The sequence below is a fragment of the Prochlorococcus sp. MIT 1327 genome (genome assembly GCF_047304785.1).
GTDB lineage: Bacteria > Cyanobacteriota > Cyanobacteriia > PCC-6307 > Cyanobiaceae > Prochlorococcus > Prochlorococcus marinus_D.
This window is the reverse complement of sequence record NZ_CP138972.1, coordinates 2,524,535-2,548,660: the sequence shown is the minus strand read 5'-3', so window position 1 is coordinate 2,548,660 and position 24,126 is coordinate 2,524,535. Positions and strand designations below refer to the sequence as shown.

15 protein-coding genes and 2 pseudogenes are annotated in these 24,126 nt (G+C 44.3%); 5 read left to right on the top strand and 12 right to left on the bottom strand.

Going from position 1 to position 24,126, the window contains the following annotated elements; all coding sequences use genetic code 11:
* The first annotated feature begins 65 nt into the window (after positions 1 to 65).
* Complete coding sequence (locus tag SIB80_RS12520; protein WP_063418919.1) at positions 66 to 371, top strand: hypothetical protein; 306 nt, start codon at positions 66 to 68, stop codon at positions 369 to 371.
* Between the two features lie 52 nt (positions 372 to 423).
* Here SIB80_RS12520 and SIB80_RS12515 read toward each other — a convergent pair whose 3' ends face one another.
* Positions 424 to 3,924: a tetratricopeptide repeat protein gene (locus SIB80_RS12515; protein ID WP_413681490.1), complete on the bottom strand. Its 3,501-nt coding sequence runs from the start codon at positions 3,922 to 3,924 to the stop codon at positions 424 to 426.
* 122 nt (positions 3,925 to 4,046) lie between these two features.
* Between SIB80_RS12515 and SIB80_RS12510 the strand changes: the two genes are divergently transcribed.
* Complete coding sequence (locus SIB80_RS12510; RefSeq protein ID WP_169189934.1) at positions 4,047 to 4,241, top strand: hypothetical protein; 195 nt, start codon at positions 4,047 to 4,049, stop codon at positions 4,239 to 4,241.
* Positions 4,242 to 4,708: 467 nt separating this feature from the next.
* Here SIB80_RS12510 and SIB80_RS12505 read toward each other — a convergent pair whose 3' ends face one another.
* From SIB80_RS12505 to SIB80_RS12495, 3 genes and pseudogenes are all read right to left on the bottom strand, one after another.
* Positions 4,709 to 8,131 carry a tetratricopeptide repeat protein gene (locus SIB80_RS12505; protein ID WP_413681489.1) on the bottom strand — a complete coding sequence of 1,141 codons (3,423 nt, stop codon included), beginning with the start codon at positions 8,129 to 8,131 and terminating at the stop codon, positions 4,709 to 4,711.
* 86 nt (positions 8,132 to 8,217) lie between these two features.
* A pseudogene (locus SIB80_RS12500) lies at positions 8,218 to 8,502 on the bottom strand (phospholipase D-like domain-containing protein); the annotation flags it as partial.
* A gap of 133 nt (positions 8,503 to 8,635) precedes the next feature.
* The gene (locus SIB80_RS12495) at positions 8,636 to 8,830 is read right to left on the bottom strand and encodes a hypothetical protein (protein ID WP_063418768.1); all 195 of its coding nucleotides are present in this window, start codon (positions 8,828 to 8,830) and stop codon (positions 8,636 to 8,638) included.
* 42 nt (positions 8,831 to 8,872) lie between these two features.
* Here SIB80_RS12495 and SIB80_RS12490 point away from each other — a divergent pair, with 42 nt between their 5' ends.
* Entirely contained in the window at positions 8,873 to 9,019 is a 147-nt protein-coding gene (locus SIB80_RS12490) for a hypothetical protein (RefSeq protein ID WP_169246856.1), read from the top strand.
* A 421-nt stretch (positions 9,020 to 9,440) separates the two neighbouring features.
* Here SIB80_RS12490 and SIB80_RS12485 read toward each other — a convergent pair whose 3' ends face one another.
* Positions 9,441 to 11,480 (bottom strand): tetratricopeptide repeat protein, encoded by a 2,040-nt coding sequence (locus tag SIB80_RS12485; RefSeq protein WP_169276516.1) that lies wholly within the window; start codon positions 11,478 to 11,480, stop codon positions 9,441 to 9,443.
* Between the two features lie 12 nt (positions 11,481 to 11,492).
* Between SIB80_RS12485 and SIB80_RS12480 the strand changes: the two genes are divergently transcribed.
* Positions 11,493 to 11,762, top strand: coding sequence for a hypothetical protein (locus SIB80_RS12480; RefSeq protein WP_413352201.1), 270 nt, complete (start codon positions 11,493 to 11,495; stop codon positions 11,760 to 11,762).
* A 467-nt stretch (positions 11,763 to 12,229) separates the two neighbouring features.
* Here the strand turns inward: SIB80_RS12480 and SIB80_RS12475 are convergent, their stop codons facing one another.
* From SIB80_RS12475 to SIB80_RS12465, 3 genes and pseudogenes are all read right to left on the bottom strand, one after another.
* Positions 12,230 to 14,185, bottom strand: a complete 1,956-nt coding sequence (locus SIB80_RS12475) for a tetratricopeptide repeat protein (protein WP_169246855.1) — start codon at positions 14,183 to 14,185, stop codon at positions 12,230 to 12,232.
* A gap of 46 nt (positions 14,186 to 14,231) precedes the next feature.
* Positions 14,232 to 14,516: pseudogene (locus SIB80_RS12470) on the bottom strand (phospholipase D-like domain-containing protein); the annotation flags it as partial.
* 133 nt (positions 14,517 to 14,649) lie between these two features.
* On the bottom strand, positions 14,650 to 14,844 hold the full coding sequence (locus tag SIB80_RS12465) for a hypothetical protein (RefSeq protein WP_063418768.1): 195 nt from the start codon (positions 14,842 to 14,844) through the stop codon (positions 14,650 to 14,652).
* A 42-nt stretch (positions 14,845 to 14,886) separates the two neighbouring features.
* Here SIB80_RS12465 and SIB80_RS12460 point away from each other — a divergent pair, with 42 nt between their 5' ends.
* Positions 14,887 to 15,033: a hypothetical protein gene (locus SIB80_RS12460; RefSeq protein WP_169246856.1), complete on the top strand. Its 147-nt coding sequence runs from the start codon at positions 14,887 to 14,889 to the stop codon at positions 15,031 to 15,033.
* On the opposite strand, the gene SIB80_RS12455 is transcribed toward SIB80_RS12460, so the two are convergent.
* From SIB80_RS12455 to SIB80_RS12440, 4 genes are all read right to left on the bottom strand, one after another.
* On the bottom strand, positions 15,023 to 15,268 hold the full coding sequence (locus tag SIB80_RS12455; protein WP_063434728.1) for a hypothetical protein: 246 nt from the start codon (positions 15,266 to 15,268) through the stop codon (positions 15,023 to 15,025). The genes SIB80_RS12460 and SIB80_RS12455 overlap by 11 nt on opposite strands.
* A 128-nt stretch (positions 15,269 to 15,396) precedes the next feature.
* Positions 15,397 to 17,778, bottom strand: coding sequence for a class I SAM-dependent methyltransferase (locus tag SIB80_RS12450; protein WP_074160110.1), 2,382 nt, complete (start codon positions 17,776 to 17,778; stop codon positions 15,397 to 15,399).
* Between the two features lie 151 nt (positions 17,779 to 17,929).
* The gene (locus tag SIB80_RS12445) at positions 17,930 to 20,668 is read right to left on the bottom strand and encodes a class I SAM-dependent methyltransferase (RefSeq protein ID WP_063418762.1); all 2,739 of its coding nucleotides are present in this window, start codon (positions 20,666 to 20,668) and stop codon (positions 17,930 to 17,932) included.
* Positions 20,669 to 20,829: 161 nt separating this feature from the next.
* Positions 20,830 to 23,976: a tetratricopeptide repeat protein gene (locus tag SIB80_RS12440; RefSeq protein ID WP_413352206.1), complete on the bottom strand. Its 3,147-nt coding sequence runs from the start codon at positions 23,974 to 23,976 to the stop codon at positions 20,830 to 20,832.
* Positions 23,977 to 24,126: the final 150 nt, after the last annotated feature.

Sequence of the window (24,126 nt, the reverse complement as noted above, 5' to 3'; positions counted from 1 at the left end):
TTCCCTGATGATTTGGCTTTTGGTTAGGGGAGCCTGTAGCTAGAATGCATTGCTGAAGATGGATTTTGAGGAAAGCATCTTCTCTGCTGAAAAACAATGTTGCGTTCCATGTGCGGGTGAGGTTCGACGGGGGCTACCATTTCATCAATTGCCTCGGTCGCTGGGACGATCTAGTTGCCAAATCCATGGGGGAAGTCATCTTTGCCGAGATCTGCCGTGATGCTCAGCATGATGATTTGGACCTGTGTCTGAGTCGATACCGCCCATTGGTGCAGGGACGTTATCAGGATTTGCTTGATGCCCTGAGAGCTCTTTCAGAGGAGAAGCCGCAGGCACTAGTCATCCATCCTATCGCGTGGTGCAGCGATTGAGGAGACGATTCGTAAGGGAATAATAAGCAATATTCCAAGCATTTGTCCTGGTCTAAGAAGGCTTATAGGCCCAGAATTGATACATGCCCCTAAATGTAGGTGGGTGTTTCCTTTCAAATTCACCCCAATTGGCAAGAGAGGTCATTTCAGTGTCGGCAGGGAATTGTTGTTGGTAATTTTTTTTAATTGCTTCTCGAAGCATAAAGCCACAAAATATTAATCCTTCAGCATCTAGGTACTCTTCTAGCAACAATGTCGTGAATCGATGCTCTTGGACGTGAAAGCAAAGGTCTCGGCATTCCGAGAGTGAATAAAAATCCAGCCCGAAGTTTGGCAAGTTGATAAGTTCTTTGAATTCTCCCCTTAGGATTTGTTGGCGAAACTTTTTGATGCCATCCTCTGTACTTTTAACCCCAAGCTGTTTGATTTGATTTCGTGCGTTAACAATATCTTGTCTGGCGATATCGCTGTATAGACCAAGCTTAATGTATCCACCAGATTTAAGTTGTTGGTTTAATGCTGACAGACCCTTGGCGGGGTCGTCCATGTGATGAAGCACGCCACCACATTCGATAATGTCGAATTTCTCATTAAGATTTGCTGCGTCTAATAGATCCATTTTTCTGAACTTAACATTATTCATCCCATAACATTTGACCTTCCTAATGGCATATGCCAGGCTGCTGCTGCTGAGATCAATGGCCGTGATTTGCGCATTCTTATAGCGACTGGCATTGATGACTTGATTGCCAGTGCCGCAGCCAGCAATCAGTACTTTAGGTTTTGAATGATTTCTGGTTAGTGCTTCCGCGAATGGAAGATTAGTCTTGGTTGACTCCTTTCCAATAGCTTTGGATATATTCTGGGCTAATGACTCATCAGTGTGGTCCGCATGACGATATCGCGGGTATGGGTTCTCTTCATACATGTTTTGAACTTTAACTGAGACTGCATCCTTTACCTCCGAATCATCTTGAATTGAGGCTTTGATCCTTACTTCTTCTTGAGGCTCCTGTAGTTGGGTTTGGATGAGTTCTCTGCCCTCCTCGCTCGTAATTCGATAATCCGTTAACCAGTCTTGGTTGAGGCTGAGACGGTAGATAGGGGTGTAGCAGGCTGCAATTGCCAGGTTTTGGTTGAATGTCTCCTGGTTTTCGCTTAAAGCATGGATTAACTGGTTGACTAGCTCTTTCTCTTCTGGTGATTGCGCATACACATATTCATTGAGGAAGCATTGTGTTGCCAGGGCCTCTGTAAGAGCTTTCAAGTCCTCTGGAATAGGCTTTTGATTAGCTGCCAGTACTAAAAGTTCTTTCCTTAAGCGCGTCAGGAAGTGCTCAATAGCTTGATTAGGTGGGATCAGTACTGTAAGAGACTTTCTTAATCGCCAATCCGCAGCAAGGCTGGTGAGAGCATTGTTGTCTACTGAGATGATGAGATCTGATCTGGCAGCTTCCTGGATAATTGGAAGAAATGCTTGAGTAAAAACTGTGGATAGTTTTTGGTGGGAGATATTGTTTAAATTAATCAGCAGTTCATAAGCTTTCGTTAGATTCTGCTCAATGGCTGAGCTGAGTGTGAGCTGGTCTATTAACCCTTTTAGGTTGTTTAGGGCGCCTGGGTTATCAGGCTTGAGTTCTAGGGATTGAAGGGTGGACGCAAGAGCATGATCAAGCTCATCGAGATCTTTGTAGATCCCGCCCAGGTTCATGTGGGCCGTGGGGTTATCAGGCTTGAGCTCTAGGGATTTAAGGGTGGAAGCAAGAGCATGATCAAGTTCACCGAGATCTTTGTAGATCCCGCCCAGGTTCATGTGGGCCGTGGGGTTATCAGGCTTGAGCTCTAGGGATTTAAGGGTGGAAGCAAGAGCATGATCGAGTTCATCGAGATCTTTGTAGATCCCGCCCAAGTTGATGAGGGCCGTGGGGTTATCAGGCTTGAGTTCTAGGGATTGAAGGGTGGAAGCAAGAGCATGATCAAGCTCATCGAGATCTTTGTAGATCCCGCCCAAGTTGATGAGGGCCGTGGGGTTATCAGGCTTGAGCTCTAGGGATTTAAGGGTGGAAGCAAGAGCATGATCAAGTTCACCGAGATCTTTGTAGATCCCGCCCAGGTTCATGTGGGAATCGGGGTTATCAGGCTTGAGCTCTAGGGATTTGAGGGTGGAAGCAAGAGCATGATCAAGCTCACCGAGATCTTTGTAGATCCCGCCCAGGTTCATGTGGGAATCGGGGTTATCAGGCTTGAGTTCTAGGGATTGAAGGGTGGAAGCAAGAGCATGATCAAGCTCACCGAGATCTTTGTAGATCCCGCCCAGGTTCATGTGGGAATCGGGGTTATCAGGCTTGAGCTCTAGGGATTTGAGGGTGGAAGCAAGAGCATGATCAAGTTCACCGAGATCTTTGTAGATCCCGCCCAGGTTCATGTGGGCCGTGGGGTTATCAGGCTTGAGCTCTAGGGATTGAAGGGTGGAAGCAAGAGCATGATCAAGCTCACCGAGATCTTTGTAGATCCCGCCCAAGTTGATGAGGGCCGTGGGGTTATCAGGCTTGAGTTCTAGGGATTTGAGGGTGGAAGCAAGAGCATGATCAAGCTCATCGAGATCTTTGTAGATCCCGCCCAAGTTGATGAGGGCCGTGGGGTTATCAGGCTTGAGCTCTAGGGATTTAAGGGTGGAAGCAAGAGCATGATCGAGTTCACCGAGATCTTTGTAGATCCCGCCCAAGTTGATGAGGGCCGTGGGGTTATCAGGCTTGAGTTCTAGGGATTTAAGGGTGGAAGCAAGGGCATGATCAAGCTCACCGAGATCTTTGTAGATCCCGCCCAGGTTCATGTGGGCCGTGGGGTTATCAGGCTTGAGCTCTAGGGATTTAAGGGTGGAAGCAAGAGCATGATCAAGTTCACCGAGATCTTTGTAGATCCCGCCCAGGTTGATGAGGGCCGTGGGGTTATCAGGCTTGAGCTCTAGGGATTTAAGGGTGGAAGCAAGAGCATGATCAAGTTCACCGAGATCTTTGTAGATCCCGCCCAAGTTGATGAGGGCCGTGGGGTTATCAGGCTTGAGTTCTAGGGATTTGAGGGTGGAAGCAAGAGCATGATCAAGCTCACCGAGATCTTTGTAGATCCCGCCCAGGTTGATGTAAAAGGGTGCAAATGTTGGGTCTAGATCTCTTGCTCTCTCAACCAACTGTTTGGCTAATGGTAAATTTCCTTGTTGCTTGGCAATAAGCCCAAGATTGTTAATAGATGGTGAATAGTCGGGATTGATCTTTAGGGAAAAATTGTAGTATTTTGCCGCCTCTTCATAATTCTGGATAGCGTTAAATATATTTCCAATATCTTTGACTGTTTCAGGATCGCTGCCATCGAGTTGATGTGCTTTGATCAGGTATTGCTGTGCTTTTTCGAATTGCCCTAGGGCAAGTAGGGATTTTCCTGCATACTTAAAAGCAAATGTTTCTGCAGGATTACCTTGAAGAATATTTTGGCAAGCCTGTAGGCATTCTTGATGGCTTCCAGTGGATGAGAGTTCCAGAATGGTCTTTTGGTTCACTGAGTGCTATTGCCATCGAGGAGAGTGGATTTATTCCGTTTGAGCCATTGCTCTAGCCACGCCTTAAGCCACCTCTCAAGCCGCTTTCAATCTCGCTCCACCCTACTCCCGCATTTGATTCTTTGCCGATCAAGCTTGTGGCGCATTCTCGCAGTGATCCCAAGTTCAGCACCACGCCAGAGCCGATTGATCTCATGGGTGAAGTGTTTGGCGAGCTGTTCCCCCATTCAGGGAATGCGTTAATGCTCTGGCAGCAGGGTCGAGTTTTCGGAGATAGCGGCTGGCCCATTTGGTATAGTCAGCCGGCGGCCAATTAAGGTCGCAGCCGATACATCTTTAGTCCTGCTGGTCACCTAGACCAGCCCGGCACTACTCCCACAAAGGAGGAGGTCAGTGCCTGTGCCGTCGCTGATGAAAGCGATGCTGAAGCTATGGCCAAGCTCAAAGGCGATTTACTGCTTGCCAAAGAGTTAGGTTCCCTTTAGAGAGACATCTCCTTCCAATTGCTTAGTTCTTTACAGTACTGCCGATCAATCTTCTCTAGGCGATCTCCATGCATGCCTGAATTTCTTTGTCAGGTCGTGTTTGTTATTGCGCTACACCAAGCTAGAAGTAGGGATATTTTGGGTCCTTCCTTCTGGAAATGTCTCGGGTGCAGTTCTTGCTAAAAAGAGTTAGTAAAGAAAATTCAATTGTCTAGCCAGGCATTGTTGCGTGAGCTATCTCATTCTTTTGAAGTCACATGTTGCTGCCTTGAAATAGTTCTTGATTGTGCTTACAGATGCTAATAAGAGTCAGCCAAAAACTTTTCATTTTTCTGGAGGTCAAATGCAATACAGATCCTTTGCGTTTTGGATTGAAAGGGCAGTGTCCTGTGAAAAAGAGAGGATGAGAAAATGTTTAAGTCTCTGACGTCAGGTCGGATTACTCTTGTATCGAATGACGAATCTCCTTGAGGGTATTTTGGGCCTTGATGGCTGAATTCAATTGCTCCTTCCATTGAGTTGTCTTCTCTTTCTGGCATTTGCAAGTAAAAGGTGCCGGTAAGCCATCCAAGCTCATGGTTGTGAGATAGAAGGTTTCCGCCTGTTTCCATTACGATCGCCCATCCTCTCAAGATGTACATATTATTTTCCCAGTTAGCCATAAAATCTTTGTCAGTATTTATGCTGCACGATTGATTGTAATCTTCAAGTTTTTTTATTAAGAGTTTTTTTAGTTCTTGAAATGGCTTCTTTGGTATGTCAAGTATGTTTCCAGATGTTTGCGAACCGTTGACTAGAAGCCCTTGGTGCTGCGGTTGAATTGTCTTTGCTGAAAGATGCTTGATTATTCCCTCGAGGAGCGTATCTGGGAATTCATGCTTTTTGATCTTTTGATTAACTATAGAGTCTAAGGTGCTTCCTTTGAGCCCATTGTCTAGGGTTTGACTGTATACAATATTGGCGTGGTCTATCGCTGCGATGCTTGTTTGGGTGTGCCAATTTTTGGCTATTAATTCTTTTGCGCATAAATTGAATTCTGCTTTTTTGTTGAGGCACAGGTAAAGGGCAAGAAGAAGGCCTTTCCCTTCTTTGGTCTGGGTTTCGCTTAAGGCTTGTATCCCTTCGCTATATAATCCCATATAGTAATAAGTATCGGCTAAAAGTACTGCAGCTGTTTCTCTCGTTTCTTCGCTTTTTTTAGCTTCTCTCAGGTAAGCAAGAGCATGATCAGGTTGACCTAGGTCTTTGTAGATCCCGCCCAGGTTGATGAGGGCCGTGGGGTTATCAGGCTTGAGCTCTAGGGACTTAAGGGTGGAAGCAAGAGCATGATCGAGTTCACCGAGATCTTTGTAGATCCCGCCCAGGTTGATGAGGGCCGTGGGGTTATCAGGCTTGAGCTCTAGGGATTTAAGGGTGGAAGCAAGAGCATGATCGAGTTCACCTAGATCTTTGTAGATCCCGCCCAGGTTCATGTGGGCCGTGGGGTTATCAGGCTTGAGTTCTAGGGATTTGAGGGTGGAAGCAAGAGCATGATCAAGCTCACCGAGATCTTTGTAGATCCCGCCCAGGTTCATGTGGGAATCGGGGTTATCAGGCTTGAGCTCTAGGGATTTAAGGGTGGAAGCAAGAGCATGATCAAGCTCACCGAGATCTTTGTAGATCCCGCCCAGGTTCATGTGGGCCGTGGGGTTATCAGGCTTGAGCTCTAGGGATTTGAGGGTGGAAGCAAGAGCATGATCAAGCTCACCGAGATCTTTGTAGATCCCGCCCAGGTTCATGTGGGAATCGGGGTTATCAGGCTTGAGCTCTAGGGATTTGAGGGTGGAAGCAAGAGCATGATCAAGCTCACCGAGATCTTTGTAGATCCCGCCCAGGTTCATGTGGGAATCGGGGTTATCAGGCTTGAGCTCTAGGGATTTGAGGGTGGAAGCAAGAGCATGATCAAGCTCACCGAGATCTTTGTAGATCCCGCCCAAGTTGATGAGGGCCGTGGGGTTATCAGGCTTGAGTTCTAGGGATTGAAGGGTGGAAGCAAGAGCATGATCGAGTTCATCGAGATCTTTGTAGATCCCGCCCAAGTTGATGAGGGCCGTGGGGTTATCAGGCTTGAGTTCTAGGGATTGAAGGGTGGAAGCAAGAGCATGATCAAGCTCATCGAGATCTTTGTAGATCCCGCCCAAGTTGATGAGGGCCGTGGGGTTATCAGGCTTGAGCTCTAGGGATTTAAGGGTGGAAGCAAGAGCATGATCAAGTTCACCGAGATCTTTGTAGATCCCGCCCAAGTTGATGAGGGCCGTGGGGTTATCAGGCTTGAGCTCTAGGGATTTGAGGGTGGAAGCAAGAGCATGATCAAGCTCACCGAGATCTTTGTAGATCCCGCCCAGGTTCATGTGGGAATCGGGGTTATCAGGCTTGAGTTCTAGGGATTGAAGGGTGGAAGCAAGAGCATGATCAAGCTCACCGAGATCTTTGTAGATCCCGCCCAGGTTCATGTGGGAATCGGGGTTATCAGGCTTGAGCTCTAGGGATTTGAGGGTGGAAGCAAGAGCATGATCAAGTTCACCGAGATCTTTGTAGATCCCGCCCAGGTTCATGTGGGCCGTGGGGTTATCAGGCTTGAGCTCTAGGGATTGAAGGGTGGAAGCAAGAGCATGATCAAGCTCACCGAGATCTTTGTAGATCCCGCCCAAGTTGATGAGGGCCGTGGGGTTATCAGGCTTGAGTTCTAGGGATTTGAGGGTGGAAGCAAGAGCATGATCAAGCTCATCGAGATCTTTGTAGATCCCGCCCAAGTTGATGAGGGCCGTGGGGTTATCAGGCTTGAGCTCTAGGGATTTAAGGGTGGAAGCAAGAGCATGATCGAGTTCACCGAGATCTTTGTAGATCCCGCCCAAGTTGATGAGGGCCGTGGGGTTATCAGGCTTGAGTTCTAGGGATTTAAGGGTGGAAGCAAGGGCATGATCAAGCTCACCGAGATCTTTGTAGATCCCGCCCAGGTTCATGTGGGCCGTGGGGTTATCAGGCTTGAGCTCTAGGGATTTAAGGGTGGAAGCAAGAGCATGATCAAGTTCACCGAGATCTTTGTAGATCCCGCCCAGGTTGATGAGGGCCGTGGGGTTATCAGGCTTGAGCTCTAGGGATTTAAGGGTGGAAGCAAGAGCATGATCAAGTTCACCGAGATCTTTGTAGATCCCGCCCAAGTTGATGAGGGCCGTGGGGTTATCAGGCTTGAGTTCTAGGGATTTGAGGGTGGAAGCAAGAGCATGATCAAGCTCACCGAGATCTTTGTAGATCCCGCCCAGGTTGATGTAAAAGGGTGCAAATGTTGGGTCTAGATCTCTTGCTCTCTCAACCAACTGTTTGGCTAATGGTAAATTTCCTTGTTGCTTGGCAATAAGCCCAAGATTGTTAATAGATGGTGAATAGTCGGGATTGATCTTTAGGGAAAAATTGTAGTATTTTGCCGCCTCTTCATAATTCTGGATAGCGTTAAATATATTTCCAATATCTTTGACTGTTTCAGGATCGCTGCCATCGAGTTGATGTGCTTTGATCAGGTATTGCTGTGCTTTTTCGAATTGCCCTAGGGCAAGTAGGGATTTTCCTGCATACTTAAAAGCAAATGTTTCTGCAGGATTACCTTGAAGAATATTTTGGCAAGCCTGTAGGCATTCTTGATGGCTTCCAGTGGATGAGAGTTCCAGAATGGTCTTTTGGTTCACTGAGTGCTATTGCCATCGAGGAGAGTGGATTTATTCCGTTTGAGCCATTGCTCTAGCCACGCCTTAAGCCACCTCTCAAGCCGCTTTCAATCTCGCTCCACCCTACTCCCGCATTTGATTCTTTGCCGATCAAGCTTGTGGCGCATTCTCGCAGTGATCCCAAGTTCAGCACCACGCCACAATCGGTTCATCTCACGCGTGAAATGAGCTGCAAGCTTGGGTGAATGAATCACCAGCAGTATTTCGTCATTGGTGTGGGCGGCGGCAGGTGATCAGTTGAAGCTCCCCGTGATCACTGTTTTCTCATCGATCACCGCGAACTTGTGGTGCAGCTTGTCGGTTCTGGCGAGGTGTGGGGTGCCGATACCTTGTGTTTGCAATGATTTTGCAGGAATCGCTCAGGGATACTTAGTACTCTCCTGATCCCATAAGCCCAAACCCAAGCCAGAAGGGCATTTGATCTCGTGTTGAGACGCCCAAGGGCTAAGAAGAGCTACTGGATCTCTAGACCTGGCTTGGCTTTTGAGGGATGTCAGCTCTAAGCCCGAATCCCATGGAAGGGAGACGGATGTTGAAGAAACCACCAGGGTGAGGGACAACAACGGTGCTCTCCAAGTCAGGTAGAGGCTCGATGGGCGTGATCTTTTCATCAATCGCCTTGGGCGCTTTGACGATCCAGTTGCGCAAGCCAGGGGGCAAGCCATCTGCGCCTAGATCTGGCGGGATGCTCAGCAGGGGGATTTGGACCTTTCTCTCAACCGTTACCGCCCATTGGTGGAAGGGCGTGATCAGGATTTGCTCGATGCCCTCAGGGCTTTGTCAGAGGAGAAGAAGCAGGCGGGTGACTCATGCCTATCGATTTGTGAAGCGGTTTGGACTACCGATTAGGACCAGAGCAGAGGTTGATTGCTTTTTGCCGTGGATGAAGGCAGAGGGATTGGCTGCATCGACGCAGTCCACGATCCGCATAAATTGCTTCTGCTTCTTGAAGCTTGACCTGATTGATTAGTACAATTGCTCGTTGCTCTTTTTTAGTTTGCTCCGTAGAGCTCTTGATGGGCTTGGGGTTAGGACATTACTTCTGAGAGGTACTCGAGAACCCAGAGGGCTGTTTTCTTGGTTTGCTCACGATTGAGTGACTAGACATGTTGAACCAAGGCTTGAGAGTTTCTCAAGCCATAGTCATGCTTGTGAGATTGAAGATTGCCGCCTTTTGCCAATTACGATCATCCATCCTCTTGCCAGGAAGCGATTGAGGAGAGAATTCGTCAGGTATATAATAAGCAATATCCCCAGCATCTGAACTGATCTAAGAAGGCTTATAAGCCCAGAACTGGTACATGCCTGTAAAGGTTGATGGATGTTGCTTTTCAAATTCACCCCAGTTTTTTAAAGATGTCATGTCAACATCTTCTGGGTATTGCTTTTGATAAGTTTTTCTAAGTTTCCCTAGCGGCAAGAATCCGCAAAATATTAGCCCTTGACTGTCTAGAAGCTTTTGCAGTTCCGCTGTGGTAAAACGATGTTCTTGAACATGAAAGCAGAGGTCCCGACATGCAGAGAGTGAGTAAAAGTCTAGCCCAAATTGTGGCAGATCTGATAGATTATTGAGTTCTCCAAGGAGAACTTTGTTGCGAAAATCTCTGATTCCAGCTGTCGTACTTTTGAAGTCTAATTGATTGATTTGATTTCGGGCTGCTATGATTTGTTGCCTAGCAATTTCGCTATATAAGCCAAGTTTAATATAGCCGCCAGGTGCGAGTTGGCTGTTTAATGCTGAGAGCCCTTTGCCAGGATCTTCCATGTGATGAAGGACGCCACTACACTCAATAATGTCAAATGTTTCATCAAGATTGCCTGCCTCTAATATATCCAACATTTTGAAAGATATGTTTTTTAGCTCATATTCCTTTGCTTTCCTTATGGCATATGCCAGGCTTGCACGGCTGAGGTCAATTGCTGTGATTTCAGCATTCTTGTAGCGACTGGCATTGATGACTTGATTGCCAGTCCCACAGCCAGCAATGAGCACTTTGGGGTGCGAGTGATTTGCTATTAACTCATCTGAGAATTGGAGATTGCATTTTGTTGACTCTAGTTTGATGGCTTCTGATGGGTTCTTGGCTAAGGATTTGTCAGTATGGTCAGCATAGCGATATTGAGGATATGGATTTTCCTCGTACATTTCTTTGACAATTGATGAAACTGCATCATCAATTGTCAAATTGCTCTGAATTGAGATTTTGATGCTTTCCTCCTCTTTTGGCTCCTCCAGTTGAATTTGAATGAGTGTCTTGCTTTCCTCGGTGGCTCTTGGATAATGCTTCAACAATTCTTGGTTCAGATTTAGTTTATATATTGGTGTGTAGCAGGCAATGATGGAGAGGTGTTGGTTGAATTCTTCTTGGTGTCTGTTCAAGTCCTTGATTAGTCTTTCAACTAGTTTTTCTTCTTCTGGTGATTGCGCGTAAACGTATTCGTTCAGGAAGCATTGTGTGGCTAAGGCTTCTGAGAGCTGTCTTAGTTGTGGTGGAATGGTTTCTTGATGGGAAGCGAGTGTCAAAAGCTCTTTCCTGAGTCGCGTGAGAAAATGTTCAAAATCTTGATGAGGTGGAACAAATAATGTTAGTGATTTTCTTAGTCTCCAATCAGCAGCGAGGTTATTTAGTGCGTCGCTATCCTCTGAGATTATGAGACTTGACTTAGAAACTGCTTGGATTGTTGGAAGAAACAAGTGAATCAAGATTGCCGATAATTTACCGTGAAAGATATTCTTTAGATTAAGCATTAGTTCATAAGCTTTTGTGAGATTTAGTGCATTAGATGCGCTAAGTGTGATCTCGCTGATGACTACGTTTAAGTGGTGAAAGGCACCAGGGTTATTGGGCTTTAGCTCTAGGGATTTAAGAGTGGAGGCAAGGGCTTGATCAAGGTTGCCGAGATCTTTGTAGATGACGCCTAGGTTGTGATAGGCATCTGGGTTATTGGGCTTGAGCTTTAGAGATTTGAGAGTGGAGGCAAGAGCTTGATCGAGGTTGCCGAGCTCTCTATATAAATTGCCTAGATTGGTAGGGGGGGCCGGAGCATTGGGATTAATCTCAATGGCTTTTTTGTATAAGGCAATTGCTTCTTCTGGTCTTCCACTGTTTTTGCAAATTACACCAAGATTTGAGAATAAACTATGGTTTAAATAGCCAGTTCTAATTGCTTCTCTGTAAATTATTTCGGCATTTTTGATATCTCCTTGCATGTGGAGATTTACAGCTTTTTTGTGAAGCGATTCTCCCCCTGACTCGCTTTTATTAAGGCGCTGGTTTTTCTTTTTTTTTTGCTCGCTAAAACCAGCCATTTGGCTTTTGCAATGATCTATTCTAATTTTATTTCACTGATCCAGCCGGTTTCTCCTTCGCTCTATTCCACTTACGCATTTCTTGAGCTGGCGTTCCAGCTTGCGCTGCATCCGAGCGGTGATCCCAAGTTCAGCACCACGCCAGAGCCGATTGATCTCATGGGTGAAGTGTTTGGCGAGCTGTTCCCCCATTCAGGGAATGCGTTAATGCTCTGGCAGCAGGGTCGAGTTTTCGGAGATAGCGGCTGGCCCATTTGGTATAGTCAGCCGGCGGCCAATTAAGGTCGCAGCCGATACATCTTTAGTCCTGCTGGTCACCTAGACCAGCCCGGCACTACTCCCACAAAGGAGGAGGTCAGTGCCTGTGCCGTCGCTGATGAAAGCGATGCTGAAGCTATGGCCAAGCTCAAAGGCGATTTACTGCTTGCCAAAGAGTTAGGTTCCCTTTAGAGAGACATCTCCTTCCAATTGCTTAGTTCTTTACAGTACTGCCGATCAATCTTCTCTAGGCGATCTCCATGCATGCCTGAATTTCTTTGTCAGGTCGTGTTTGTTATTGCGCTACACCAAGCTAGAAGTAGGGATATTTTGGGTCCTTCCTTCTGGAAATGTCTCGGGTGCAGTTCTTGCTAAAAAGAGTTAGTAAAGAAAATTCAATTGTCTAGCCAGGCATTGTTGCGTGAGCTATCTCATTCTTTTGAAGTCACATGTTGCTGCCTTGAAATAGTTCTTGATTGTGCTTACAGATGCTAATAAGAGTCAGCCAAAAACTTTTCATTTTTCTGGAGGTCAAATGCAATACAGATCCTTTGCGTTTTGGATTGAAAGGGCAGTGTCCTGTGAAAAAGAGAGGATGAGAAAATGTTTAAGTCTCTGACGTCAGGTCGGATTACTCTTGTATCGAATGACGAATCTCCTTGAGGGTATTTTGGGCCTTGATGGCTGAATTCAATTGCTCCTTCCATTGAGTTGTCTTCTCTTTCTGGCATTTGCAAGTAAAAGGTGCCGGTAAGCCATCCAAGCTCATGGTTGTGAGATAGAAGGTTTCCGCCTGTTTCCATTACGATCGCCCATCCTCTCAAGATGTACATATTATTTTCCCAGTTAGCCATAAAATCTTTGTCAGTATTTATGCTGCACGATTGATTGTAATCTTCAAGTTTTTTTATTAAGAGTTTTTTTAGTTCTTGAAATGGCTTCTTTGGTATGTCAAGTATGTTTCCAGATGTTTGCGAACCGTTGACTAGAAGCCCTTGATGCTGCGGTTGAATTGTCTTCGCTGAAAGATGCTTGATTATTCCCTCGAGGAGCGTATCTGGGAATTCATGCTTTTTGATCTTTTGATTAACTATAGAGTCTAAGGTGCTTCCTTTGAGCCCATTGTCTAGGGTTTGACTGTATACAATATTGGCGTGGTCTATCGCTGCGATGCTTGTTTGGGTGTGCCAATTTTTGGCTATTAATTCTTTTGCGCATAAATTGAATTCTGCTTTTTTGTTGAGGCACAGGTAAAGGGCAAGAAGAAGGCCTTTCCCTTCTTTGGTCTGGGTTTCGCTTAAGGCTTGTATCCCTTCGCTATATAGCCCTATAGAGGAATAAGTTTGGGCTAAAAGTATTGAAGCTTTGGCTTTCACCTCGTCGCTTTTTTCTGCTTCCCTTAAACAATAAAGAGCTTGATCAAAGTTGCCTATATCTTTGTAAATGCAGCCCAGGTTCATGTAGGCATCGGGGTTATTGGGCTTGAGTTCTAGAGATTTGAGGGTTGAAGTAAGAGCTTGATCGAGATTGCCGAGATCTTTATAGATGCAGCCCAGGTTGATGTGGGCAGTTGGGTTATCAGGATTGAGCTCGAGTGATTTGAGGGTGGAGGCAAGAGCTTGATCGAGCTGTCCGAGATCTTTGTAGATGCAGCCCAGGTTGATGTGGGCAGTTGGGTTATCAGGATTGAGCTCGAGTGATTTGAGGGTGGAGGCAAGAGCTTGATCGAGCTGTCCGAGATCTTTGTAGATGCCGCTCAGGTTGATTAGGGCATCTGGGTTGTCAGGATTGAGTTCTAGGGATTTGAGAGTGGATTTGAGAGCTTGATCAAGCTGTCCCAGCTCTTTGTAGATGAGGCCCAGGTTGAGGTGGGCCGTGGGGTTATCAGGCTTGAGTTCTAGGGATTGAAGGGTGGAAGCAAGAGCATGATCAAGCTCACCGAGATCTATGTAGATGCCGCCCAGGTTCATGTGGGCAGTGCTAAGTTGTGGTTTAAGTTTAATTGCCTTAAGGCTACTCTCTAGACCCTTTCCTCGCTCTCCATTCTGCCATTGGATGTAACCAAGCCTTTCCAGGTATAATGGTTGATTTGGGGCTAGTGCTACTGCTCTACTAGAGTGTTCATGAGCTTTCTTTAGATCGTATTCTTTTAGTAGTCCAGCGTAATTGTGGTGAAAGTCGGGGTTGTCTGGATTCAGGCGTAGTGATGCTTTAAACAGCTCTGATGCGGATGTTGTATGTCCTAGTTGCTTTTCGATGGTGGCGAGGAGTCCTAGTATGGAACTGTCTTGTGGTGATTCTTTAGCCACTTCAGTGCATAGATCTTTCGCTTCCTTTAGTTGACCAGACTGGTATGCAGCTATTGCTGTTTGAAGTTTTACCTGAGCATTATTTGATTTTGTTTTCTTGATGGGTCTTGGATTTTTCTTATGTCCGAATCCCGCCATTTTTTCTGCCAAGATTCTTTATTTTAATCCTGATTGGAAGCCCCTCTCAGTCCCTCTTCACCCCACTTCTGCACTTCAGCCGTTGCCTCTCCAGCTTGAGTTTGATTCGTGGCGAAATCCCCAGCTCAGCACCACGCCACAATCGGTTCATCTCACGCGTGAAATGAGCTGCAAGCTTGGGTGAATGAATCACCAGCAGTATTTCGTCATTGGTGTGGGCGGCGGCAGGTGATCAGTTGAAGCTCCCCGTGATCACTGTTTTCTCATCGATCACCGCGAACTTGTGGTGCAGCTTGTCGGTTCTGGCGAGGTGTGGGGTGCCGATACCTTGTGTTTGCAATGATTTTGCAGGAATCGCTCAGGGATACTTAGTACTCTCCTGATCCCATAAGCCCAAACCCAAGCCAGAAGGGCATTTGATCTCGTGTTGAGACGCCCAAGGGCTAAGAAGAGCTACTGGATCTCTAGACCTGGCTTGGCTTTTGAGGGATGTCAGCTCTAAGCCCGAATCCCATGGAAGGGAGACGGATGTTGAAGAAACCACCAGGGTGAGGGACAACAACGGTGCTTTCCAAGTCAGGTAGAGGCTCGATGGGCGTGATCTTTTCATCAATCGCCTTGGGCGCTTTGACGATCCAGTTGCGCAAGCCAGGGGGCAAGCCATCTGCGCCTAGATCTGGCGGGATGCTCAGCAGGGGGATTTGGACCTTTCTCTCAACCGTTACCGCCCATTGGTGGAAGGGCGTGATCAGGATTTGCTCGATGCCCTCAGGGCTTTGTCAGAGGAGAAGAAGCAGGCGGGTGACTCATGCCTATCGATTTGTGAAGCGGTTTGGACTACCGATTAGGACCAGAGCAGAGGTTGATTGCTTTTTGCCGTGGATGAAGGCAGAGGAATTGTTCCAGATCATTGCCATTGTGCCACTGGTCAGTTAGGGGGCTGCGGTAACGCGCACCATCACGATGGTTGAATACAACTTTGATGCCTACAGGCAAAGGTAACTCTGCTGGCGGTCTGCCCACAATGGAATCAGCCTGACTGCGACTGACGCAGTAGAAGAGTGTTGGCCATAACTCTGACAAGGCAAGTCTGCGCAAAACTTGTACGTCTTGACCTATAAATAGTTTTCCACTTCTCACTGACCTCTCCAAGTGACCTTTTGGGTTGGTTTTAATATTTGCCTTTTTTGGGGTTGATTAGAATGAGAAATTTAGCCAGGCTTATATACCCAGAACTGATACATGCCTCGAAAGGTCATTGGATGTAGCTTTTCAAATCTTCCCCAGTCCTTTAGGCTTGTCATATCGGTATCATCAGGAAATTGATCTTTATAGGTTTTATAGATTGAATTTGGTAGCATGAACCCACAGAAAATCAACCCATGAGTATTGAGAAGTTTGCCAAGTGATTCTGTTGTGAACCGATGCTCTTGTACATGGAAACAGAGATCTCTGCATTCAGAGAGTGAGTAAAAGTTATCTCCTAATTTAGATAACCCTTTTAATTGATCTAAATCACCATTTAGAACTCTGCTGCGAAAATCTCTAATGCCTTCTGGAGTGCTTTTGATGTCCAATTGCTTGATCTGATTTCGCGCCTCAATTATTTGTTGTCGAGCAAGTTCGCTATACAATCCAAGCTTCATGAAGCCACCAGGTTTTAGCTGGTGGACTAATGCTGAAAGACCCTCCTCAGGATCCTGCATGTGATGAAGTACACCAGAACATTCAATGACGTCAAATTTTTCGGTTTGCGCGGCGATATCTAAAATATCCATTATCTTAAAGGTTACATTTTTCATTTGATAATCATCTGCTTTTCTTATGGCATATGCCAAGCTAGTTTTGCTTAGATCGAATGCTGTTATGTCTGCATTTTTGTAGCGGCTAGCCATGATGACTTGATTGCCTGTTCCGCAGCCTGCGATTAGAACTTTTGGGTGGGCAATGTTGATTGTCAATTCTTCCATAAATGGTAGATCTTTTTTTGTGCTTTCTATACGGATGAAGGTTGAAATATTGAGAGATGTGTCCTGACTTGTGAAGTTTGAAAAGCGGTATCTGGGGTAAGGGCTTTGCTCATACATAGCTTTGACATCCACTGAAACTGCGTCACTAATCGCTGAACTGTCGCCAAGTGATTTCTTTAGACTTTCCTCCTGCAGTGGTTCATCAAGCTGTGTCTTTATCAGGGCCTTGCTCTGCTCGCTCATGGTCGGATAGCTGTTTAACCATTCTTGTTTAAGATCCAATATGTATATTGGGATGTAGCAAGCGATTATGGCTAAGTATTGATTCAATTCTTCCTTACTATTGTGGGCCATATTGATCAACTCTTGAACATACTTTTCTTCATCTGATGATTGTACATAAGCGTATTCATTGAGAAAGCATTGAGTGGCTAGGGCTTCTGAGAGGGGTTTTAGATGGTCTGGAATAGCCTGCTTTTTTGATGCGAGTATTAGTAGCTCTCTCCTAAAACGAGTCAGAAAATGTTCGATATCTGGATGAGGAGGGATCAGTAGAGTGAGTGATTTGTTCAGGCGCCAGTCTGATGCAAGTTGATTGAGTGCTTTATTGTTCTTGGAGATGATTGGCTCTGAATTTGATGCTGCCTTGAATATCGGAAGAAATGCTTGAAGAAAGATCTTGGCCAATGTTCTGTGTGAGGTGTTCTCGTCATTCAGTAGCAGCTCATAAGCTTTTGTAAGAATGTGTTTATTTGATTTGCTTAGTGAAGCTTCTTTGATTAATGCTTTTAAGTTATTCATGGCAGCTGGGGTCTCAGGTTTGATGGCTAAGGAATTAATAGTTGCTTCTAGGGCTTTATCAAGCTTGCCAAGCTCTTTGTAGATGATACCCGTATTGATGTAAGCGTCTGCGTTGTCTGGTTTGATCTCTAATGATTTAAGCGTTGTCTCTAGAGCTTTATCAAGCCTGCCAAGTTCTTTGTAGATGATGCCCATATTCATGTAAGCGTCTGCGTTGTCAGGTTTGATTTCTAATGATTTAAGTGTTGCCTCTAGAGCTTTATCAAGCTTGCTCAGTTCTTTATAGATGACGCCCATATTCATGTAAGCGTCTGCGTTGTCAGGTTTGATTTCTAATGATTTAAGTGTTGCCTCTAGAGCTTGGTCAAGGTTGCCAAGATCTTTGTGTATGCTGCCCAGATTTCTATAGTACAGGGCAAAATCTGGATTTATTTCAGTTGCTTTTTTGACCAGAGAAACTGCTTCTTGATGTCTTCCTTGCTTTTGAGCGATTAGCCCTAGATTATTTAGAGCTGGAGCATAATTAGGGTCAATTGAAAGTGCGTGCTTATATGCATTGATGGCTTTTGCATATTCCTGGGCAGCGTTGAAGCAGTTGCCAATATCCTTTGCTGTTTCGGGGTCTGACTGATCGAGCTGATGAGCTTTGAGCAAAAGCTTCTTCGCCTCCTCTATTTGCCCAAGAGCCAAGAATGATTTCCCGGCGTATTTGTAAGCAATTGCCTGCTCAGATTCGACTTGAAAAGCTTCCTGACACGCCTGGATGCATTCTTGATGGTGACCATCCGCTGATAGTTGCTTTATGGTTCTCAGATCCTCCACGCGTTTTAAAGCCAGATACTGATAAGACTACAGCTCTTGCAAAGCAAACCCTCATGTCAGTACCCCCCAGCATCAGCTTTCTAGCTAATGAGCTTTATAGATGGCAAGAAAGGAGAAGCTTTTAAGAAAAAAATTTGATGCTTGATTGAAACTAAGTAGGCTTATATACCCAGAACTGATACATGCCTCCAAAGGTCGTTGGATGTAGCTTTTCAAATCTTCCCCAGTCCTTTAGGCTTGTCATATCGGTATCATCAGGAAATCGATCTTTATAGGTTTTATAGATTGAATTTGGTAGCATGAACCCACAGAAAATCAACCCATGAGTATTGAGAAGTTTGCCAAGTGATTCTGTTGTGAACCGATGCTCTTGTACATGGAAACAGAGATCTCTGCATTCAGAGAGTGAGTAAAAGTCATCTCCTAATTGAGATAACCCTTTTAATTGATATAAATCACCATTTAGAACTCTGCCGCGAAAATCTCTAATTCCTTCTGGAGTGCTTTTGATGTCCAATTGCTTGATCTGATTTCGCGCCTCGATTATTTGTTGTCGAGCAAGTTCGCTATACAATCCAAGCTTCATGAAGCCACCAGGCTTTAGCTGGTGGACTAATGCTGAAAGACCCGCCTCAGGATCCTGCATGTGATGAAGTACACCAGAACATTCAATGACGTCAAATTTCTCAGTTTGATTGGCAATATCTAAAATATCCATTATCTTAAAGGTTACATTTTTCATTTGATAATCATCTGCTTTTCTTATGGCATATGCCAAGCTAGTTTTGCTTAGATCGAATGCTGTTATGTCTGCATTTTTGTAGCGGCTAGCCATGATGACTTGATTGCCTGTTCCGCAACCTGCGATTAGAACTTTTGGGTGGGCAATGTTGACTGTTAATTCTTCCATAAATGGTAGATCTTCTTTTGTGCTTTCTATACGGATGAAGGTTGAAATATTGAGAGATCTGTCCTGGATTGTGAAGTCTGAAAACCGGTATCTGGGGTAAGGGTTTTGCTCATACATAGCTTTGACATTAACTGAAACTGCGTCACTTATTGTTGAACTGTCGCCGAGTGATTTCTTTAGACTTTCCTCCTGCAGTGGTTCATCAAGCTGTGTCTTTATCAGGGTCTTGCTCTGCTCGCTCATGGTCGGATAGCTGTTTAACCATTCTTGTTTAAGATCCAATATGTATATTGGGATGTAGCAAGCGATTATGGCTAAGTATTGATTCAATTCTTCCTTACTATTGTGGGCCATATTGATCAACTCTTGAACATACTTTTCTTCATCTGATGATTGTACATAAGCGTATTCATTGAGAAAGCATTGAGTGGCTAGGGCTTCTGAGAGGGGTTTTAGATGGTCTGGAATAGCCTGCTTTTTTGATGCGAGTATTAGTAGCTCTCTCCTAAAACGAGTCAGAAAATGTTCGATATCTGGATGAGGAGGGATCAGTAGAGTGAGTGATTTGTTCAGGCGCCAGTCTGATGCAAGTTGATTGAGTGCTTTATTGTTCTTGGAGATGATTGGCTCTGAATTTGATGCTGCCTTGAATATCGGAAGAAATGCTTGAACAAACATTTTGGAAATGTTTCTATGTAAGGTGTTCTCGTCATTTAGTAGCAGCTCATAAGCTTCCCTGAAAACATTTGGCTTGGTTTTGGTTGGTGAAACTTCTTCGACCAATGCCTTTAAATTATTGATTCCAGCTGAGTTGTCAGGGTTGATAGCTAAGGAATTAATAGTTGCCTCTAGAGCATTATCAAGCTCTCCAAGCTCGCTATATGCTAACCCAAGGTTCATGTGGGCAGAGACGTTATCTGGATCTAGAGAAATAACTTTTTTTGTTGCTTCTATTGCTTCTTTAATACGACCTTCCCTTTTATGAATTACTCCTATATTCCGCCAAGCTTCAACAAAGTCTTTGTCTAGTTTGATCGCTGTTTCAAAAGCGGCAATTGCTTTATCACTTACGCCAGCCTCTATTAGGCAGAGCCCATAGTTGTAGGGGATTAGTTTGTTATGAGCTACTCCTAAATTTAGTTTCTCATATTCACTGATAGCATCAGACCACTGTTGTTGATTTTGATAAGCCTGTGCTAGCAGAAGAGAGATTTGCTCATTTGGGGCTATTATTGATGCTTGCTTGAGAAGCTTGATCGATTCTGCTGCTTCTTTTCTTTGTAAGAAAATAACTCCTAAATTGACCATTGATACGGAAGCGGCTGAGTTTCTTGAAATTTCTTTTTTGTAGTGCTCAATAGCCTTTTCCTGCTGACCAGTGTTTTGGTATGCGATTCCTAGTAGCTCGTGAGCCTTCAGGGTGTTTGGGCTGATCTCAAGTGCGTTTATTGCAAAAGCAATGGCTTTGTCTGGTTGATTTAGGGCGATTGCACTAGAAGCTGCTCCTAATAAAGCTGGGAAAAGATTTGGATCAGCTGCAATGGCTTGCTTGAAAAGTTCTAGTGCACTGTTGTGATTACCTGACTGGCTGTCTAGATTAGCGATATTGTTTATAGCCGGAGCATAATCCTTGTTGATTACTAGTGATGCTTGATACCATTTTCGTGCATTGGCTATATCTTGAAGTTGTAGATATGAGTTGCCAATATCCTTTGTTGTTTCAGGGTCTGACTTGTCGAGCTGATGAGATTTGATCAAAAGCTTTTGAGCCTGTTCTATTTGGCCAAGAGCCAAGAAAGATTTTCCGGCGTATTTGTAAGCAATTGCCTGCTCCGGTTCGACTTGAAAAGCTTCTTGACATGCCTGGATGCATTCTTGATGGTGACCAGCAGCTGATAGTTGCTTGATGGTTCTGAGATCCGCCACGCGGTTGAAAAGCCAGATGATGATAATGATACATTGATTCCAGAACAAACTCATTAGTCATTTTATGTGCCTCGTTATGGAAATGTCTTTATGCTTTCGGCAAACTAGTGCTAAAGGAGTCGATTAGGTAACAATCAATAGTGAAAGATGTGCTGAAGGATTATGGAGGATAAAGTTAGAAGAAGCTGTGTTTTTGTTGATTGGAATTTTTCCATTTATGAAGGCTTATAAGCCCAGAATTGATAAGTTTCACTAAATGTTGTTGGCCTTTGCTTTTCAAATTTCCCCCAGTTCTTCAGACTTGTTATGTCGCTATCATCTGGGAATTGCTCTTTATAGGCTTTGAGAATTGATCCTGGGAGGATAAATCCACAGAAAATCAATCCGTGATTATTAAGGAGTGCTTGAAGTGATTCAGTAGTGAATCGATGCTCTTGAACATGAAAGCACATATCTCGGCACTCTGAGAGTGAGTAAAAGTCACGTGCCCATTGAGCTATTTCGAAAAGTCCCTCTATATTGCCTTGTAGAACTTGGTGTCGAAAGTCTCTAATGCCTTCTGGAGTGCTTTTGATATTTAATCGCTTGATCTGGTTTCGTGCCTGGACTACTGGCTGTCTAGCAAGCTCGCTGTATAAGCCTAATTTGACATAGCCACCTGGCTTTAGATTGTTGATTAATGCCAGGAGACCTTGTTGTGGCTCTGACATGTGATGAAGCACACCCTTGCATTCAATTATGTCAAATTTCTTGCCTAGTTTGCTAATATCTAAAATATCCATGATTCTAAAATCAACATTCTGGATTCCATATTCTTCTGTCTTCCTCATGGCATATGCTAGGCTCTTGGAACTCAGGTCAATGGCAATTATTTTTGCGTTTTTGTATCGGCTTGCATGGATAATTTGCTGACCTGTGCCGCAACCTGCGATTAGAACTTTTGGATTTGAATTGCTGGTTGTTAATTCCTTCGCGAATATAAGTTTTTGTTTTGAGCTTTCTTCTTTAATATAAGTCGAGATATTCTTGGCTATTTCTTTGCAGGTGAACTGTGCAAAACGGTATCTGGGGTATGGATTTTTCTCATACATTGCTTTGACTTCAACTGAAACTGCGTCACTGATGGTTGAAAAACTTCGCAGTGAATTTTTTAGCTCTTCCTCTTGCAGAGGCTCCTCAAACTGTATCTTTATCAGAAGATTGCTCTCCTCATTCAGCGTTAGGTAGCTGTTTAACCATTCTCGTTGAAACTCGAGTTCATGTATTGGAACATAACAGGCAATGACGGATAAATATTGATCGAACTCTTCTTTTTTATGGCGAGCCCTGAGAATTAATTTATTAACATAATTTTCTTCCTCTGAGGATTGTGCATAAGCGTACTCATTGAGAAAGCATTGAGTGGCTAAAGCATTTGAGAAGGGCTTTAGATGATCTGGAATAGTATTTCTCTTTGATGCGTGCATTAGAAGCTCTTTTCTAATACGAGTCAGGAAAAATTCTATATATGGATGCGGAGCGATTAGTAGGGTTAAGGACTTTATAAATTGATGGTCTGTTAGGAGCTCCTTTAGTTTTGTATTGTTTGCTGAAATGATCGGGTCTGAGCCTAATGCTGCCTGGCAACCTGGCAGAAACCTGTAAACGAAGATTTTCGAAAGCTTGTCATGAAAAATGTTTTTATTATTGAGTAAAATAGCATAAGCCTGTGTTAAAATTGCAGCATTTTCTTGGCCAACTATGGCCTCCCTCGAGAATTTATTTAGGTTATTTATAGCTAAAGCATTGTCAGGCTTTAATTCTAATGATTTAAGGGTATGCTCTAGTGCTCGTCTAGTGTCGCCTAAGTCTTTGTAGATTGCACCCAGGTTGATATATGCTTTCTCGTTATCAGCTTTTAGTTCTAAGGATTTAAGTGTTGCCTCTAGTGCTTCATCATGCTTCCCAATCTCTTTATAGATGTTGCCCAGGTTAATGTAGGCATCAGCATTATCAGGTTTGATTGATAAGGATTTAAGTGTTGCCTCTAGTGCTTCATCATGCTTCCCAATCTCTTTATAGATGTTGCCCAGGTTAATGTAGGCATCAGCATTATCAGGTTTGATTGATAAGGATTTAAGTGTTGCCTCTAGTGCTTCATCATGCTTCCCAATCTCTTTATAGATGTTACCCAGGGTAATGTAGGCATCAGCATTATCAGATTTTAGTTCTAATGTCTTAAGGGTTGCTTCTAAAGCTTCTTCAAGGTTGCCGAGCTCTTTGTAGATGCTACCTAAGTTCATATGTGCAACCGCATTATTAGGCTCTAGGAGAAGTGCTGTTTGCGTTGCTTCAAGAGCTTCTTTAAGTCGACCTTCTCTTTTATGAATTACTCCGATATTCCCCCATGCTTCAACAAAGTCTTTGTCTAGTTTGAGTGCTGTTTCAAAAGCGGCAATTGCTTTGTCACTTACGCCAGCCTCTATTAGGCAGAGCCCATAGTTGTAGGGTATTAGTTTGTTATGAGCTGCTCCTAAATTTAGTTTCTCATATTCACTGATAGCATCAGACCACTGTTGCTGATTTTGATAAGCCTGTGCTAGCAGAAGAGAGATTTGCTCATTTGGGGCTATTACTGATGCTTGCTTGAGAAGCTTGATCGATTCTGCTGCTTCTTTTCTTTGTAATAAAATAACTCCTAAATTGACCATTGATGCGGAAGCGGCTGAGTTTCTTGAAATTTCTTTTTTGTAGTGCTCAATAGCCTTTTCCTGCTGACCAGTGTTTTGGTATGCGATTCCTAGTAGCTCGTGAGCCTTCAGGGTGTTTGGGCTGATCTCAAGTGCGTTTATTGCAAAAGCAATGGCTTTGTCTGGTTGATTTAGGGCGATTGCACTAGAAGCTGCTCCTAATAAAGCTGGGAAAAGATTTGGATCAGCTGCAATGGCTTGCTTGAAAAGTTCTAGTGCACTGTTGTGATTACCTGACTGGCTGTCTAGATTAGCGATATTGTTTATAGCCGGAGCATAATCCTTGTTGATTACTAGTGATGCTTGATACCATTTTCGTGCATTGGCTATATCTTGAAGTTGTAGATATGAGTTGCCAATATCCTTTGTTGTTTCAGGGTCTGACTTGTCGAGCTGATGAGATTTGATCAAAAGCTTTTGAGCCTGTTCTATTTGGCCAAGAGCCAAGAAAGATTTTCCGGCGTATTTGTAAGCAATTGCCTGCTCCGGTTCGACTTGAAAAGCTTCCTGACATGCCTGGATGCATTCTTGATGGTGACCATCCGCTGATAGTTGCTTGATAGTTCTGAGATCCGCCACGCGGTTTAAAAGCCAGATGATTATAAGGATACATTGATTCCAGAACAAACTCATGAGTCATTTTCCAAGCCTCTTTGAAGAGTAACTAAGAGAGATACTTCGAAATAATTCTCGCTATTTGTGGGCATATAATATTGCGATTGAAGCAGTCTCATTATTTTAACTATTTGACAAGAAAATAGGATTTCAGTGAATGCCGAAGGA

Coding starts and splice junctions, on each gene's coding strand:
- SIB80_RS12485 (WP_169276516.1), bottom strand. CDS start 11,480: ATGGCTGGTTTTAGCGAGCAAAAAAAAAAGAAAAACCAGCGCCTTAAT.
- SIB80_RS12480 (WP_413352201.1), top strand. CDS start 11,493: ATGATCTATTCTAATTTTATTTCACTGATCCAGCCGGTTTCTCCTTCG.
- SIB80_RS12475 (WP_169246855.1), bottom strand. CDS start 14,185: ATGGCGGGATTCGGACATAAGAAAAATCCAAGACCCATCAAGAAAACA.
- SIB80_RS12445 (WP_063418762.1), bottom strand. CDS start 20,668: ATGAGTTTGTTCTGGAATCAATGTATCATTATCATCATCTGGCTTTTC.
- SIB80_RS12440 (WP_413352206.1), bottom strand. CDS start 23,976: ATGAGTTTGTTCTGGAATCAATGTATCCTTATAATCATCTGGCTTTTA.